This is a genomic window from Bradyrhizobium macuxiense (assembly GCF_001542415.1).
GTDB classification, from domain to species: domain Bacteria; phylum Pseudomonadota; class Alphaproteobacteria; order Rhizobiales; family Xanthobacteraceae; genus Bradyrhizobium; species Bradyrhizobium macuxiense.
The window spans coordinates 165,691-179,949 of record NZ_LNCU01000115.1 but is presented as its reverse complement, the minus strand read 5'-3'; the positions used below and the strand labels follow the sequence as shown (position 1 = coordinate 179,949).

Here is a 14,259-nt window from a genome sequence, read left to right as displayed (position 1 = left end):
GGAACAGCGACCTGCCCCAGCAACGCGGAGACCGTCATCCTTTGTTAACCATGAGCGCCGTTAATCGAGGCTCATATTTTCCGGGATTCCTTGCAATGCGCGGTCCACGCGCCCCCCTTGCTTATCCGATTGCTGCGCTCGCGCTGCCGGGCTGCATGCGCCGCCGCGCTGCGCCAGTCGGTCCCGGCGACATCGTATTCATCAACCAGCGCTGGTTCTGATCGATGGAGGAAGATCGGAAAGAGCAACAGCCGCTTCGTATTCTGCATGTCGTCCGCGCGCCGGTCGGCGGCATCTTCCGTCACATCCTCGATGTCGCCAACGGCCAGATCGAGCGCGGCCATCATGTCGGCATCGTCGCCGACAGCCTCACCGGCGGCGCGCGCGCCGAGGCGGCGCTCACCGAGATCGCACCGCGCCTCAAGCTCGGCGTCCGCCGTGTGGCAATCCGCCGCGAGCCGCGCCTTGGCGACGTCGCGGTGTGGGCCCGCATCGCCGGCCTGATCTGGAAGCTGAAGCCCGACGTGGTGCATGGCCACGGTGCCAAGGCCGGCGCCTATGTCCGCTCGCGGCGGCGTTCGCACAAGGTCATCCGGGTCTACACGCCGCATGGCGGCTCGCTGCACTACCCGCTCGACACGTTGAAGGGGCAGTTCTACAGCCAGCTCGAGCGCACGCTGATGAACAGCACCGATCTGTTCCTGTTCGAGAGCGCGTTCGCCCGCAACACATATCAGCGCACCGTCGGGGTGCCGAACGGACTCGTGCACTGTGTGTTCAACGGCGTCGCCGCCGAAGAATTCGAGCCTGTTCCGAGGGCCGACGACGCCACCGATCTCGTCTATGTCGGCGAGTTCAGGCACATCAAGGGCGCCGACCTCCTGATCGACGCAGTCGCCAAGCTGCGCGCCGAGGGCAAGCCGGTGACGCTGACGCTGGGCGGCGACGGCGAGGAATTCGAAGGGCTCAAGGCGCAGGTCAAGCGGCTGTCGCTCGGCGAGGTCGTCCGCTTCATCGGCCACGTCAAGGCGCGCTACGGCTTTTCCAAGGGCCGCCTGCTGGTCGTGCCGTCGCGCGGCGATTCCATGCCCTATGTGGTGATCGAGGCCGCGGCAGCCGGTATTCCGATGATTGCCGCCAATGTCGGCGGCATCCCGGAGATCTTCGACACCCACACCGACGCCCTGTTCGCTCCAAGCAATGCGGCTGCTATGGCCGACGCCATCAAGGCCGCGCTCGACAATCCCGCGGCCACAGCGACGCGGGCGGAGAAGCTGCGCGAGCGCATCTCCCAGCACTTCTCGCAAGGCGCCATGGTCGAGGGCGTTCTGGCCGGCTATCGCGACGCATTTGCCAAGCGTTAACCATTCCATGCACCCGTAACCGTTTCTTCCGATTTGTCCCGTTAAGTCGCGCCCTGGGGGAATTCTCGCCCTGCGCTCGCGTACCTATGTGCATGCGCAGGAATGGACGTGGACACGTGGAACCGTTTAACGCACGCTCGATGCTGGACGCCGCGGCGTCTGCAACGACCGGTCGCCCGCAGGTCGAACGACGCCGGCGGCTGTCGCCGGCCGCGCTCGCCGTCACCAACCAGAAAGTTCGCGGCGCCTATTCGCCGGTCGTGATCGCCGGTGCGGTCCGCATTGCCGATTTCGTGCTGCTCAGCCTCGTCGGCGTCGGCCTGTATCTCGCCTACGTCAAGCCGCTCTCCGGCTTCCACTGGGAATACATCGCAGCGATCATCGGCATGACGGTGACTGCGGTGATCTGCTTCCAGGCCGCCGACATCTACGAGGTCCAGATCTTCCGCGGCCAGCTCCGCCAGATGACGCGGATGATTTCGTCATGGACGTTCGTCTTCCTGCTGTTCATCGGCGTGTCCTTCCTGGTCAAGCTCGGCGGCGAAGTGTCGCGGGTCTGGCTGTCGTCGTTCTTCTTCGTCGGTCTCTCCGTCCTGATCGTCGAGCGCCTGCTGCTCCGCTCCATGGTACGCGCTTGGGCGCATGACGGCCGGCTCGACCGCCGCACCATCATTGTCGGCGCCGACAAGGCAGGCGAGCAGCTCATCGAGGCGCTGAAGGCCGAGGAGGATTCAGACATCCACGTGCTCGGGGTGTTCGACGACCGCAACGACGATCGCGCCATGGATACGTGCGCCGGCAGCCCCAAGCTCGGCAAGGTCGACGACATCGTCGAATTCGCCCGCCGCACTCGCGTCGACCTCGTGCTGTTTGCGCTGCCGATCTCGGCAGAAACGCGCATCCTGGAGATGCTGAAGAAATTGTGGGTGCTGCCGGTCGACATCCGCCTGTCGGCGCACACCAACAAACTGCGCTTCCGCCCCCGCTCCTACTCCTATGTCGGCAAGGTCCCGACGCTGGATGTGTTCGAGGCGCCGATCACCGACTGGGATCTGGTGATGAAATGGCTGTTCGACCGCATCGTCGGCGGCCTGATCCTGCTCGCCGCCCTCCCGGTGATGGCGCTGGTCGCGCTCGCGATCCGGCTCGACAGTCCGGGTCCCGTGCTGTTCCGCCAGAAGCGCTTCGGCTTCAACAACGAACGGATCGACGTATTCAAGTTCCGCTCGCTCTATCACCACCAGGCCGATCCGACCGCGTCCAAGGTCGTGACCAAGAACGACCCGCGCGTCACCCGCGTCGGCCGCTTCATCCGCAAGTCCTCGCTCGACGAACTGCCGCAGCTGTTCAACGTCGTGTTCAAAGGCAACCTCTCGCTGGTCGGTCCGCGCCCGCACGCCGTGCAGGGCAAGCTGCAGAACCGCCTGTTCGACGAGGCCGTCGACGGCTACTTCGCCCGTCATCGCGTCAAGCCCGGCATCACCGGCTGGGCGCAAGTCAACGGCTGGCGCGGCGAGGTCGACACTGACGAGAAGATCCAGAAGCGCGTCGAGTTCGATCTCTATTACATCGAGAACTGGTCGGTGCTGTTCGACCTCTACATTCTCTTCAAGACACCGTTCTCGCTGCTGACCAAGAACGAGAACGCGTATTGAGTTTGGCGGAATCGACCGCTCGTCATTGCGAGCGCAGCGAAGCAATCCACACTACAACTCGGAGATAGGTGGATTGCTTCGTCGCTTCAGCGCAAAATTGCTCTGCAATTTTGCCGCGAGCTCCTCGCAATGACGGCGTCTGCGTGTATGTGTTGCGTTGCGTGAGTATCCGATGGCCTATGCGGCAACAGCCGAAACGTCCGACTTCCCGATCACGGCACCGCCCGGCGTGGTGGCGCTGCAGCGGGCATTGGTGTGGCTCGCCGGCGCGTCGGTCGCCATCGTGTTCTTCGAGCCGAGCCCGTATGAATTCGTCACGCTGATCGCCTCCGTCCTGTTCTTCGCGACGGGCTTGCGGATGCGGCTCGTCTTCATGCCGCTGCTGTTCACGCTGATCGTGCTCAATGTCGGCTACAGCATCGGCGCCATTCCGTTCCTCGACAAGCCGGAGGTGATGAACTGGATCCTCACCTCCTGGTACATGGCGATCACCGTCATGTTCTTCGCCATGGTGATTGCGGAGGACACCGACGCGCGCCTCGACATGTTGCGCCGCGGCCTGATCGTCGGTGCGATGATCGCCTCGATCTCGGGCATCGCGGGCTACTTCCATCTGGTGCCCGGCGGCTATGATCTCCTGACGCTCTACGACCGTGCGCGCGGCACCTTCAAGGATCCGAACGTCCTCGGCGCGTTCCTGATCCTGCCGGCGCTGTTCACGCTGCAGAGCGTGGTCTCCGATCGCTTCGGCAAGGCGTTCCGCAATGCGATCGCGTTCGGCATCATCTCGCTCGCGGTGCTGCTGTCATTCTCCCGCGCGGCCTGGGGCGGGCTGATCATCACCTCGGCGTTCATGCTGATGCTGATGGTGTTCACCAGCCGCTCACCGGCGCAACGTTCGCGCATCATCGTCATGGCGCTGATCGCGGTCATCCTCGCAGCGGCGCTGGTCGCCGTGCTGCTCTCGCTCAGCTCGGTCGCAGACATGTTCAAGCAGCGCGCGAGCTTCGACCAGAGCTATGACGAAGGCCGCTTCGGCCGGTTCGGCCGCCACATCCTCGGCGCCCAGATGGCGCTGCAGGTGCCCTTCGGGATCGGGCCGCTGCAATTCCACACTTATTTCCCCGAAGACACCCACAATTCCTTCCTCAACGCCTTCATGTCGGGCGGCTGGATCTCGGGCGTCTGCTATCCGGCGCTGGTGTTCGTCAGCGTGATCACCGGCTTCCGCTACATCTTCGTGCGCGTGCCCTGGCAGCGCGCTTATCTGGCGATCTTCTCGGCGTTCCTCGGCATCGTCGGCGAAAGCTTCATCATCGATACCGACCATTGGCGGCACTTCTGGATGATGCTGGGCGCGATGTGGGGCATGTATGCGGCGGCCGAGCGCTACCGCGCGACATCGGCATCATCGCTCAACGCCGAGATTTCGGCGGCATCTTGAAACTGGCGCGCTTCTCGGGCGGCGTGTCGATCACCGCCTTCAGCGCCTCGGTCGCCTCCAGCACGCCCTTGTAGCCGTCATTGGCGAAGCGCAGCAGCAGTCGCAGTTCGTCGTCGCTGTAGCTGGTCCACAGGCGGTGCATCGCCTCCTGCATCGGCACGTAGAACTTGCCGATCTCGACCGCCTTCTCCTCCACCACCGAAATGAAAACCTTGCGCCGGTCGCTTTCGTCGCGCTCGCGGCGCACATAGCCGGCCCTCTCCAGACGATCCACCACCCCGGTGATGGCGCCCGTGGTCAGTCCGGTCACTTCCGCGAGACGCCCGGCGGTCACCCGCCCCTCGAGGTTGAGGATGTCCATGCACTCCATGTCGGAGTTGGAAATTCCGGCCATGTTTGCAACGACTTGGCCGAACATCACCCCCTGCGCCGACGAGCGGCGCATCGCCTTCTCAAGCTCCTGCAGCAAGTCATCGCGCGATTTCGAGCTTGACAACGCTCACCCCACATCTTAGTCGATTGATATCTTAGTAACTAAGATAGTTAGTCACTAACCTTTCCTAACCCACGAGGATACACGGAGCAAGGCATGATGACTCAACGTTCCCGCAAGGCCCTCGTCATCGGCGGCGGTATCGCCGGTCCGGTAACGGCGATCTTCCTGAAACGTGCCGGCCTGGAGGTCGAGCTTTATGAGGCATGGCCCTATTCGACCGGGATCGGCGGCGGCCTGCAGATCGCGCCGAACGGCATGCGCGTGTTGGCCGAACTGGGTTTGGCCAACGATCTGATCAAGCGTGGTTCGATCGCCGAGTCCTTCGACTTCTACTCGCAGGCCGGCAAGAAACTCGGCTCGCTGAACCGCGACATGGAGAAGCGTTTCGGCCAGCCGGCAGTGAACATGTGCCGCGCCACCCTGAACGAAGCGTTGGTCGACGCCGCCTGGTCCGCGAATGTCGCAGTGTTCTTCGAGAAGCGGCTGGTGAAGATCGAGGATCGCGGCGACCAGCCCGTCATCGCCTATTTCGACGACGGCACCACCGCCGAGGGCGATTTCGTGATCGGCGCCGATGGCGTGCACTCGGCGGTGCGGCGGCATGTGATCCCGGACGGACCGATGCCATTCGACACCGGGCTGATAGGCTTCGGCGGCTTCATGCCGCGCGCGGTGATCGAAAACCTGCCGATCGGACGGCGGGTCGAGACGACGTTCGGGCAAAGCGGCTTCTTCGGCTACGGCCTCTGCAGCCCCAATCCGAACGACGGCGCGATGTGGTGGAGCACCCAGCCCTCGCACGGCATCACCGCAGCGGCCTACCGCGCGATGAGCCAGGATGCGATCAAGCAGCATTTGCGCGATTTCCACGCCGGCTGGCATGCGCCGATCCCCGCGATCATCGAGTCCGCCGAGAACATCGTGATCACCGACACGCTCGACGTCGCGACGCTGCCGACCTGGTCGCGCAAGCGCACACTTCTGATCGGCGACGCCGCGCATGCCACGAGCCCGCATGCCGGCCAGGGCGCCTCGCTCGCGCTCGAAGACGCGATGCGCCTCGGCCGGCTGATGCTGGAGGACCAGGAGCTCGGCATCACCTTCCAGAATTTCGAGCATGAGCGACGTCCGCGCGCCGAGAAGATCGTGGCGATCGCGCGCCGCAACGGCAACAGCAAACGTGAATTCAGCCCGACCGGCGCGTGGATCCGCGATCACATGCTGAAGCTGATGTTGCCGCTGGCTTCGAAAGGAATGGACTTCATGTACGCCTACGACGCACGCGCGGCGTAGTCCGTATCTGTCATGCCCCGCGAAGGCGGGGCGTCCAGCACGCCGCGGCTTTTCGGCTAGTGTGCGATAGCTCTGGGATACTGGATCGTCCGGTCCCGTCTACGCCAAGGCTTCGACGAGGCCATGAATCCTTGGCACGCCGAAGCCTTAGAAGGCGGCAAGCCGGGCGATGACGATGAAGTGGAGCCGACGCTACTTCTCCACCGCAAACGTCAGGCCGGCGTGATCGACGAGGCGCTTGATCAGCTTGGCCTGCATCGCCGCCCCGGGCGTCCAGAAGCCCGCCGGCACGTCGGGTGTATCGCGCAGCAGACAGATCGCGCATTCGGAAATCATCTTCGAGGTCGAGCCATAGCCCGGGTCGCGGTCACCCTTGACCGCGGCGCGAACCTCGCGGCCGTCAGGCGCGATGGCGACGTACAGGAGATCGTAGAGACCGTTCTCGCGCTCTTCCTTTGACGGCCCCTCGCCCGGCTTCGGTGCGTTCGGGCCGGTCTTCTCGGCATTGGCCGCCATCACGCGCTTGGCGTTGGCCTCGCCCTTCTCTCCCTGTCCGGTCAGCACCATTTCGTCGTAGACGAATTCCTTTCCGTACGGATAGCCCATCAGCATGTTGGAGCGATGGACGTTGCGCGTGTTGATCAGCGCCATCATGAACGGCGCGGCCCAGGACTGCAGGTCCTCCTCGTACATCGGCCGGTTGCCGCGCGGCTGCTTGGCGCCTTCAAATCCCGGGGTCAGTGCGAACGGGTTGTTCAGGATGGCGACGAGGCTGAGATCCTTGGAGATCGCATCGAAGGTTGCCTTGGCGCTCGCCGCGGTGCCCCCCGACAGCGTGCCGCGCATGTCGCGCACGCGGCCCTTGACGCGCACCACCGGCGCACCAAACACCTGCTTGGCCTCCTCCTGAACGAAGAAGGTGCCGAGCTCGAACGGCACCGAGTCGAAACCGCAGGAGAACACGATGCGCGCGCCGCTGGCCTTGGCGGCCGCCTCGTGCTTGTCGATCATCTGCCGCATCCAGACCGGCTCGCCGCAGAGATCGAGATAGTCGACGCCGGCCTCCACGCAGGCCGCGATCAGCTCGTTGCCGTAGAGCTGGTAGGGACCGACGGTGGAGATCACCGACCCGGTCTGCGCGACCATCGCCTTCAGCGAGGCGATGTCGCCGGCATCAGCCACGACCAGCGGCGTCTCGGCGGGCGCACCGATCGCATCGCGGACCGATGCGAGCTTGTCCTTGCTGCGGCCGGCCATCGCCCATTTCAGCTCGCGGTCACCCTTGTAATGGGTGGCGAGATATTCGGCGACCAGCTGGCCGGTGAAGCCTGTGGCGCCGTAGACGACGATGTCGAATTTCGACGAGGACATGGATTGGGTTCCCAAGGACACGAATTGGCGCCCTTTTGTCACCGCGGGCGCAGCGAAGCAATCCGCTATTTCTTGGCGTAGGACACGCCCATGCCGGCACGCACGTCGGCCTGGATGCCATAGGGCGCGATCGGATAGCGCAGGCCGTTCTTTGCGAGCTGCTTCATGCCCGCAATCGCCTTCACGAGATAGGCCGGCGGCAGCGCCATCAGCATCTCCTCGTCGGGCACGCCGCCATAGCGGCGTTCGGCAAAGCACGGCAGTGACAGGCTCGGCTCGCCGGTCTTCAGCGCTCGGCCCCACGAATCTGCGCAAGCGGTTTCGCCGACCACTCCCCACTCGAACTTCTTGTAGCCCGTATACTGCAGTCCGTTGATCAGGATGATCATCTGGCCCGGCGTCGCGTAGACGAGGCAGATGTCAGGCGGATTGAGGCGGCCGCTGGTCAATGGACTCACCGCCATTGCCTGGTACTGGCCGTAAGGCACGACGTCGAGCGCCTCCTGGCGCTTGCGCGCATCCTCTGACGTCCCGTGCCAGACACCGACGTAGTTTTCGCCGGCGAGCCATTTCTCGTCCTGGGGGCCGAGCCCGATCACCGCGCGACACTGCGCGCCGACCAGATCGTCGCCGGTGATGCCGACGGTCCAGCCGAGCCGCGAGGCCATGCTCACGATCTGGTCGGTGGTGTGGATCGCCGATGGACGCCGGATCTTCGGGATCGCCTCCATATCCTCGACCCTGGCGAACATCTTGATGCCGATCACGGTGGTCTTCAGCCGCAACAGGCTGTTCAGATCGGCGACGATCGCGGCGAGGTCGAACTGTTCCGGCGGTGTCTGCTGCTGCATGGCGTGAACTCCCGTGATCGGCGGCTTCACGCCGCCTGTTGGCTTGATGTTAGCCGGATTGACCGGCGGAGGCGACAGCTCGCCGCGCGTCAGTGCGTGACGGGGCCCGGCAGCCAATCATCAGTCTTGCCCGCGAGGTGATAGGCCACAAGGCCGATCCATTCCCGCATGCCGAGATCCGTGCGCACCAGACCTTCGGCCGCCAGGGTGGCGAAGCCGAACGCCTTGCTGACGCGCCAATCGACCGGATAAGCCTCCACGTCGAATCCCGCCTTGCGGAACAGGCCGACCGAGCGCGGCATGTGGTAGCCCGAGGTGACGAGCAGCCAGCGCTCGCCCGGCTTTGGATTGACCAACGCCTTGGAGAACTCGGCGTTCTCCACGGTGTTGCGCGAGCGGCGCTCGATGATCAATCGCGATTTGGGAATGCCAAGGCTCTCGAAGATGTCACCGGCAAAGTCAGCCTCGCGCGCGTCGTTCGAGATCAGGTTAGCGCTGCCGCCGGTGAACACGAGGCGCGCGTTCGGAAATTTGCGCGCAAGCGCTGCCGCCGCGATGATGCGATCGGGAGCGCTGTGCACCACCGGCATGCCGTGGGCGATCGACAGGTCGGGCTCGATCGACCCGCCAAGCACGATGATGCCGTCGGGCGCACCGCGCGAGGCATCCCACGGCGGAAAACGCTGCTCCAGTGCATACAGCAGGACATTGCCGAGCGGCGAGAAGGCGCAGACCACGAGCAGCAGCAGCGATGCCGCCATCAGCCTGCGGCCGAGCGCCGCAAACCGCGTCAACAGCAGGATGACACCGATCAGGCCGATGCCGAGCAGGAAATTGACCGGCAGCAGCATGATGCCGAGCGTCTTGGAGAGGACAAAAAACAAGGGAAGCCTCTGGGAAGTTCTGCTACAGCGTCATACGCTGCCAAGGCCGCAATCAAAAGACGTCACATGACCCATCATCATCTCAAGTCCAGTCCTGAAACCTGTCATTGGGGCTTTTTTGAAGCCAGGCTGAAGCCGGTCCTGGCGATTGCGAGCGGCGACGAGGTGACAATCGAGACCGTCAGCGGCGGTCCCGACGTCGTGCCGGACCGCACGAGATTTCACATTCCGCCGGAACTGGCCGACATCCACGCGAAGAACGAGCGGATGGTGCCGGGGCACATCCTCACCGGCCCGATCGCGGTTACCGGCGCCGAGCCCGGCGACGTGCTCGAGGTCGATATCCTCGATGTGCAGCTCCGCCAGGACTGGGGCTACAATCTGATCAAGCCGCTGTCCGGCACCCTGCCCGACGATTTCCACGAACCGCGCCTCCTCAACATCCCGCTCGATCGCGATCTCATGATCGGTCGTATGCCCTGGGGGCTCGACCTGCCGTTGAAGCCGTTCTTCGGCGTGATGGGCGTGTCGCCGCCGCCGGCGTGGGGCCGGATCTCCTCGCTGATCCCGCGCGCGATGGGCGGCAATCTCGACAACAAGGAACTCGGCGCCGGCGCAAAGCTCTATCTGCCGGTGTTCGTGCCGGGCGCGCTGTTCTCCTGCGGCGACGGCCACGGCGTGCAGGGTGACGGCGAGGTCTGCGTCACCGCGATCGAGACCGCCCTCACCGGCCGCTTCCGCCTCACGCTGCGCAAGGATCTCAAGCTCGCCTATCCGCGCGCCGAGACGGCGGACCATTACATGACCATGGCGATGGATCCCGACCTCGACCAGTGCGTGGTGCGGGCCCTGCGCGACATGATCGTCCTGCTCGGCGAGAAACGGAATCTCTCGCGTGAGGATGCCTACACGCTGTGCAGCCTGGCCGCCGACCTGCGCGTGACACAGACGGTCAACGGCTCCAAGGGCATTCATTGCATGATCGCCAAGTCGGTCGTCCACGGCTGACAATCGGTCGATGGGCCGCACTTGTGTTTCGCAAGTGCCGCTCGATACAATCCCCGCCAACGAATGCAAAAGCGACGGGGACGGACATGTTGAAGGACAGGCTTTCGCCGGCCGATGAGGCTGCGCGCGACAACGAGATGCAGCAGACGCTCGCCGCCTGCCCGCGCATCCTCGACCTCATTGCCCGCGGCCCGCAGGGCGCGCCTGATGCCGAAGCGGCAATCTATCTGCGCTCGCCGCTCGACCCCAGCCCGGTCGTGATCTCGAACGATCAGCTGATGGGCTGCGTCAAGGCGGCCGAAAGCTACTTCCGCGCCCAGGGCATCGGCAAGAACGACGCGGTTGCGCTGCTGCTGCCGGCCTGTCCGGCGACGATGGTCGCGATCTTCGGCGCGGCGGCCTGCGGCATCGCCGAACCGCTCAACCTGCTGTTCACGCGCGAGGCGATCGTCGCCCAGCTCAACGCAATCAAGGCGAAGCTGTTGCTGGCGCCGCCGCCGGGCATGCCGGGCGGGCTGTATGAGAGGATCGAAGGCCTGCAGCGCGAGGTGCCCACGCTGAAGCGCATCGTGATCGTGCCGCTCGACGGCAGCATCGCATTCGACGGCGAGGTGCTGCGGCCCGATCCCGCGTGGCGCGACGACTACGGCAAATCAACTGACATGAGCGAGGCCGACCGCGTCGCGGTGATGCTGCCGACCGGCGGCACGACCGGCCATCCCAAGGTGGCGCGGCTCACCAACCGCGCGATGGTCGCCTCCACCCTCTCCTCGCGCATGGCGCTCGACTTCCACCGCGGCGAGCGCGCGATGATCACGCTCCCGCTGTTCCACGTCGGCGGCCTGTTCTGCACCACCGCCAATTGCCTGTCCGCCGGCACGACGATGTTCATTCCGGGCCCTGCCGGCGCGCGCGATCCGGCGCTGATCACGCATTTCTGGAAGATCATCGAGACATACCGCGTCAACATCGCCGGCAACGTACCGACGACGCTCGGCGCGCTGGCCGACGTGCCGGTCGCCGACAGCGACATTTCGAGCCTGCGCGTCACCGCCACCGGCGCCTCGATCTGCCCGCCGGAGATCGAACGGCGTTATCTCGCGACCTGGGGCGGCCCCTGCATCCAGCAGCTCTACGGCATGACCGAACTCGCCGGCGCCATCACGCACGACGTGCACGGCGTGAAGCCGCGCGCGGAGAGCGTCGGCACGCGCAATCCGCTGGTCGAGCTTGCGATCCTCGAGAGCGGCAAGCTGCACACGGGGCCGTGGCCGTCGCCGGTCGGCGAGCTCCTGACCAGGGGGCCACAAGTGTTTGCCGGCTATGTCGACAGGAAGCAGACCGAGGACGCCTTCCACGACGGCTGGCTGCGCACCGGCGACATCTGCCGCATCGATGCCGATGGCTTCGTCTACATCTTGGGCCGCGCCAAGGACGTCATCATCCGCGGCGGTCACAACATCGATCCGCGCGCGATCGAGGACGCGGCGCTACAATTTCCCGGAGTGGCGCTTGCCGCCGCGGTCGGGCGTCCCGACGCCTATGCCGGTGAGGTGCCGATGCTGTTCGTCTCGGCGCAGCCGGGCGTCCAGATCGATTCACAGGCGCTCGCCGCCTTCGTGCAGGACAACATCCCGGAGCCGCCGGCGCGACCGCGCGCCGTGTCGGTCATTGCCGACATGCCGGTCACGCCGGTCGGTAAGATCTTCAAGCCCAAGCTGCGCGAAATCGCCGCCGGCGACGCCGCGCGCGAGCTGCTGGCACGGGAGGGACTGTCCGAGGTCAGCGTCGACGCCGTCACCGACCCGTCCCGCGGGCTGTACCTGAGTGTGAACGCGCCTCCGGACAAGGCCGAAACGGCTGAGCGGCTTCTCAAGAAATTCCCAGTCAAGGTCAAGATACGACCCTAACGCATTCATTATTCTAGATAATTTTACGACAACATCGCGCCGGAACTCGCCCAGGCGCGATCCAAGGCGGCTGTCTGGATTTTGCAGATCGACGCTTGACCGACTACGGCACGCCTAAATAGACTCTAAATAGATACTTTTCAGTACAAGCGTTCGAGGTTAAGCGTTTCTTCATGGCTACGGAAAAGGCCGAAACCGACCGCGTCCCGGTCACGCTGGCGCTCTCGACCATCGGTTACCTCGAGAAGCTGGTGAGACAGGGCACCCACGGCACGAGCGTCCCGGGCGTTGCACGGACACTGATCGAGGAAGGCATTCGACTCGCCATCAAGGACGGGTTGCTTGCAATCCGCGACAACGGACGCGCGCCCTGACGGCGCGCGCGTCGGCGCGGCGGTTCAACACAGAACGTGGAACCGTCAGATGATTGCCATCGAACCAACCTGGACGCCGGAGCGCGTCGACCAACTCAAGATCTACTTTGAAGCCGGCCTCTCCTGCCGCGACATCGCCGTCAATATCGGCGTCAGTCGCAATGCGGTGATCGGCAAGCTGTCGCGGCTGAACCTCACACGCACAACGTCGGACGAACGCCGCGCCCGGCGCAAGAAATCCGCCTCACACGCCGCGCAACGGGCGACCGCGAAGCAGCAGTTCCGGTTGCTTCAAGAGGTTTACGAACAGGAGCCCGAGGATGCGCCGATCGTCAGCGCCAACAGCTGCTCGCTGTTCGAATTGAGCGAGCAGCGCTGCCGCTGGCCGATCAGCACGCCGGGGGCCGAGGACTTCTGCTTCTGCGGCAACACGCCGCTCGGCGGCATGCCCTATTGCTCCGGACATTACCGCCTCGCCTACCAAGCGGGCTCCCGCCAGCGCGCCGCCCGCGGATAGCGTTGTCGAGCAACATTGGACCGGTTCGCGTGACGAAAGCGCGGCCGGCGGAAAGCTGGCTTCGGTTCCGCTTCAATCAGAACCGAAGCTCCAATCAGCCGACTTTCCAGCCTGTCGCAGCCACGAGGTCCTGATAGAACTCCGGCGTGTAGGCCTGTTCCGGCGTCTTGCGCACGCGCTCGTCGAGCAGATGCGCGTCGTCGCCAACCAGGATACGCCAGCGGTCGGCCTTGACGCCGTCCAGGATGATTTTGGCAGCCGCAGCAGCCGTGGTCGGCGCCTCGTCGCGGAAGATGCGGGCACGGTCGAGCGCGATATTCTGGATGTCCTGATCCGAGAGCGCCGCAACGTCGATACCCTGCCCCTGCAGCCGCTGGCGGGCCTGCTTAAGCTCTTCTGCGGTGAGCTGGTCGGAACCGTTCTGCACCTTGCGCGAGTTCGACACGATCGAGGTGCCGATATGGCCGGGCATCACGACCGAGCATTTGACGTGCGGCGCGTTGAGGCGGAGGTCGTTGATCAGCGCCTCGGTGAAGCCCTTCACCGCGAACTTCGCCGCGCTGTAGGCGGTGTGCGACACGCCGAGGCCGACCGAAGCCCAGAACCCGTTGACGCTCGAGGTGTTGACGATGTGGGCCTCGTCGGCCTTCACCAGCAGCGGCAGGAAAGTGCGGACGCCAAGATAGACGCCGCCCCAGCAGATGTTGAAGGTGCGCTCCCACTGCTCACGCGTGTTGGTGAACAGGCTGCCGCCCCCGCCGATGCCGGCATTGTTGAACAGCAGATGGATCTTGTCGGTCGACTGCTGCTCGATCAGCTCGTCGCGAAAGCGCTTGTAGTGGTCCTCGATCGAGACGTCTGCGACGTGGGCGGTGATGCGCAGACCCTGCGGCAGCATCTCGACCTCGCACAGCCGCTTGGTCTCGGCCATGGCCTCGGCTGAGACGTCGCACATCGCAACGTTGCAGCCTTCGGCGACCAGCTGGCGCGCCAGCTCGCGCCCCATGCCCGTGCCGCCACCCGTGATCACGGCAATCTTCCCGGCAAAATCCTTCATGTGAGATCCATTTCCTTCCTTGTTGTTGGTCTTGT

Annotated in this window: 14 protein-coding genes; 9 read left to right on the top strand and 5 right to left on the bottom strand. The window is 64.7% G+C overall.

All coding sequences use genetic code 11. The features are described from left to right. The first annotated feature begins 95 nt into the window (after positions 1-95). The 4 genes from AS156_RS45705 to AS156_RS35470 all read left to right on the top strand — a co-directional run bounded on the left by AS156_RS45705 (position 96) and on the right by AS156_RS35470 (position 4,463). A complete protein-coding gene (locus tag AS156_RS45705; RefSeq protein WP_283807963.1) occupies positions 96-221 on the top strand; it encodes a hypothetical protein in 126 nt (41 codons plus the stop codon). A 3-nt stretch (positions 222-224) separates the two neighbouring features. After that, entirely contained in the window at positions 225-1,364 is a 1,140-nt protein-coding gene (locus AS156_RS35480) for a glycosyltransferase family 4 protein (RefSeq protein ID WP_066514071.1), read from the top strand. A 116-nt stretch (positions 1,365-1,480) separates the two neighbouring features. Next, positions 1,481-3,019: an undecaprenyl-phosphate glucose phosphotransferase gene (locus AS156_RS35475; RefSeq protein ID WP_066514069.1), complete on the top strand. Its 1,539-nt coding sequence runs from the start codon at positions 1,481-1,483 to the stop codon at positions 3,017-3,019. Positions 3,020-3,191: 172 nt separating this feature from the next. Continuing rightward, complete coding sequence (locus AS156_RS35470) at positions 3,192-4,463, top strand: O-antigen ligase family protein (RefSeq protein WP_066514066.1); 1,272 nt, start codon at positions 3,192-3,194, stop codon at positions 4,461-4,463. Here the strand turns inward: AS156_RS35470 and AS156_RS35465 are convergent. After that, positions 4,435-4,908, bottom strand: coding sequence for a MarR family transcriptional regulator (locus AS156_RS35465; protein ID WP_066514159.1), 474 nt, complete (start codon positions 4,906-4,908; stop codon positions 4,435-4,437). The genes AS156_RS35470 and AS156_RS35465 overlap by 29 nt on opposite strands. A gap of 147 nt (positions 4,909-5,055) precedes the next feature. Here AS156_RS35465 and AS156_RS35460 point away from each other — a divergent pair, with 147 nt between their 5' ends. Then, positions 5,056-6,252, top strand: coding sequence for an FAD-dependent monooxygenase (locus AS156_RS35460; protein ID WP_066514155.1), 1,197 nt, complete (start codon positions 5,056-5,058; stop codon positions 6,250-6,252). A gap of 192 nt (positions 6,253-6,444) precedes the next feature. Here the strand turns inward: AS156_RS35460 and AS156_RS35455 are convergent, their stop codons facing one another. The 3 genes from AS156_RS35455 to AS156_RS35445 all read right to left on the bottom strand — a co-directional run bounded on the left by AS156_RS35455 (position 6,445) and on the right by AS156_RS35445 (position 9,358). After that, positions 6,445-7,623: a saccharopine dehydrogenase family protein gene (locus AS156_RS35455; RefSeq protein ID WP_066514065.1), complete on the bottom strand. Its 1,179-nt coding sequence runs from the start codon at positions 7,621-7,623 to the stop codon at positions 6,445-6,447. Between the two features lie 65 nt (positions 7,624-7,688). Then, positions 7,689-8,474, bottom strand: coding sequence for a DUF169 domain-containing protein (locus AS156_RS35450; protein ID WP_066514153.1), 786 nt, complete (start codon positions 8,472-8,474; stop codon positions 7,689-7,691). 89 nt (positions 8,475-8,563) lie between these two features. Continuing rightward, positions 8,564-9,358: a YdcF family protein gene (locus tag AS156_RS35445; RefSeq protein ID WP_082747917.1), complete on the bottom strand. Its 795-nt coding sequence runs from the start codon at positions 9,356-9,358 to the stop codon at positions 8,564-8,566. Positions 9,359-9,424: 66 nt separating this feature from the next. On the opposite strand from AS156_RS35445, the gene AS156_RS35440 reads away from it, so the two are divergent. The 4 genes from AS156_RS35440 (at position 9,425) to AS156_RS35425 (ending at position 13,167) form a co-directional block, all read left to right on the top strand. Continuing rightward, complete coding sequence (locus AS156_RS35440) at positions 9,425-10,366, top strand: acetamidase/formamidase family protein (protein WP_066514064.1); 942 nt, start codon at positions 9,425-9,427, stop codon at positions 10,364-10,366. Positions 10,367-10,452: 86 nt separating this feature from the next. Continuing rightward, a complete protein-coding gene (locus tag AS156_RS35435) occupies positions 10,453-12,276 on the top strand; it encodes an AMP-binding protein (protein ID WP_066514062.1) in 1,824 nt (607 codons plus the stop codon). Between the two features lie 173 nt (positions 12,277-12,449). Continuing rightward, positions 12,450-12,650 carry a hypothetical protein gene (locus tag AS156_RS35430; RefSeq protein WP_066514059.1) on the top strand — a complete coding sequence of 67 codons (201 nt, stop codon included), beginning with the start codon at positions 12,450-12,452 and terminating at the stop codon, positions 12,648-12,650. A gap of 49 nt (positions 12,651-12,699) precedes the next feature. Further along, entirely contained in the window at positions 12,700-13,167 is a 468-nt protein-coding gene (locus AS156_RS35425; protein ID WP_066514058.1) for a GcrA family cell cycle regulator, read from the top strand. A gap of 94 nt (positions 13,168-13,261) precedes the next feature. Here the strand turns inward: AS156_RS35425 and AS156_RS35420 are convergent, their stop codons facing one another. Then, positions 13,262-14,224 (bottom strand): SDR family oxidoreductase, encoded by a 963-nt coding sequence (locus AS156_RS35420; RefSeq protein WP_066514056.1) that lies wholly within the window; start codon positions 14,222-14,224, stop codon positions 13,262-13,264. Positions 14,225-14,259: the final 35 nt, after the last annotated feature.

Bases quoted from the DNA above. Each gene is read 5' to 3' on its own strand.
- AS156_RS35430 (WP_066514059.1), top strand. From the start codon at position 12,450: ATGGCTACGGAAAAGGCCGAAACCGACCGCGTCCCGGTCACGCTGGCG.
- AS156_RS35420 (WP_066514056.1), bottom strand. From the start codon at position 14,224: ATGAAGGATTTTGCCGGGAAGATTGCCGTGATCACGGGTGGCGGCACG.
- AS156_RS35435 (WP_066514062.1), top strand. From the start codon at position 10,453: ATGTTGAAGGACAGGCTTTCGCCGGCCGATGAGGCTGCGCGCGACAAC.
- AS156_RS35425 (WP_066514058.1), top strand. From the start codon at position 12,700: ATGATTGCCATCGAACCAACCTGGACGCCGGAGCGCGTCGACCAACTC.
- AS156_RS45705 (WP_283807963.1), top strand. From the start codon at position 96: ATGCGCGGTCCACGCGCCCCCCTTGCTTATCCGATTGCTGCGCTCGCG.
- AS156_RS35465 (WP_066514159.1), bottom strand. From the start codon at position 4,908: ATGCGCCGCTCGTCGGCGCAGGGGGTGATGTTCGGCCAAGTCGTTGCA.
- AS156_RS35450 (WP_066514153.1), bottom strand. From the start codon at position 8,474: ATGCAGCAGCAGACACCGCCGGAACAGTTCGACCTCGCCGCGATCGTC.
- AS156_RS35480 (WP_066514071.1), top strand. From the start codon at position 225: ATGGAGGAAGATCGGAAAGAGCAACAGCCGCTTCGTATTCTGCATGTC.
- AS156_RS35455 (WP_066514065.1), bottom strand. From the start codon at position 7,623: ATGTCCTCGTCGAAATTCGACATCGTCGTCTACGGCGCCACAGGCTTC.
- AS156_RS35440 (WP_066514064.1), top strand. From the start codon at position 9,425: ATGACCCATCATCATCTCAAGTCCAGTCCTGAAACCTGTCATTGGGGC.
- AS156_RS35470 (WP_066514066.1), top strand. From the start codon at position 3,192: ATGGCCTATGCGGCAACAGCCGAAACGTCCGACTTCCCGATCACGGCA.
- AS156_RS35460 (WP_066514155.1), top strand. From the start codon at position 5,056: ATGACTCAACGTTCCCGCAAGGCCCTCGTCATCGGCGGCGGTATCGCC.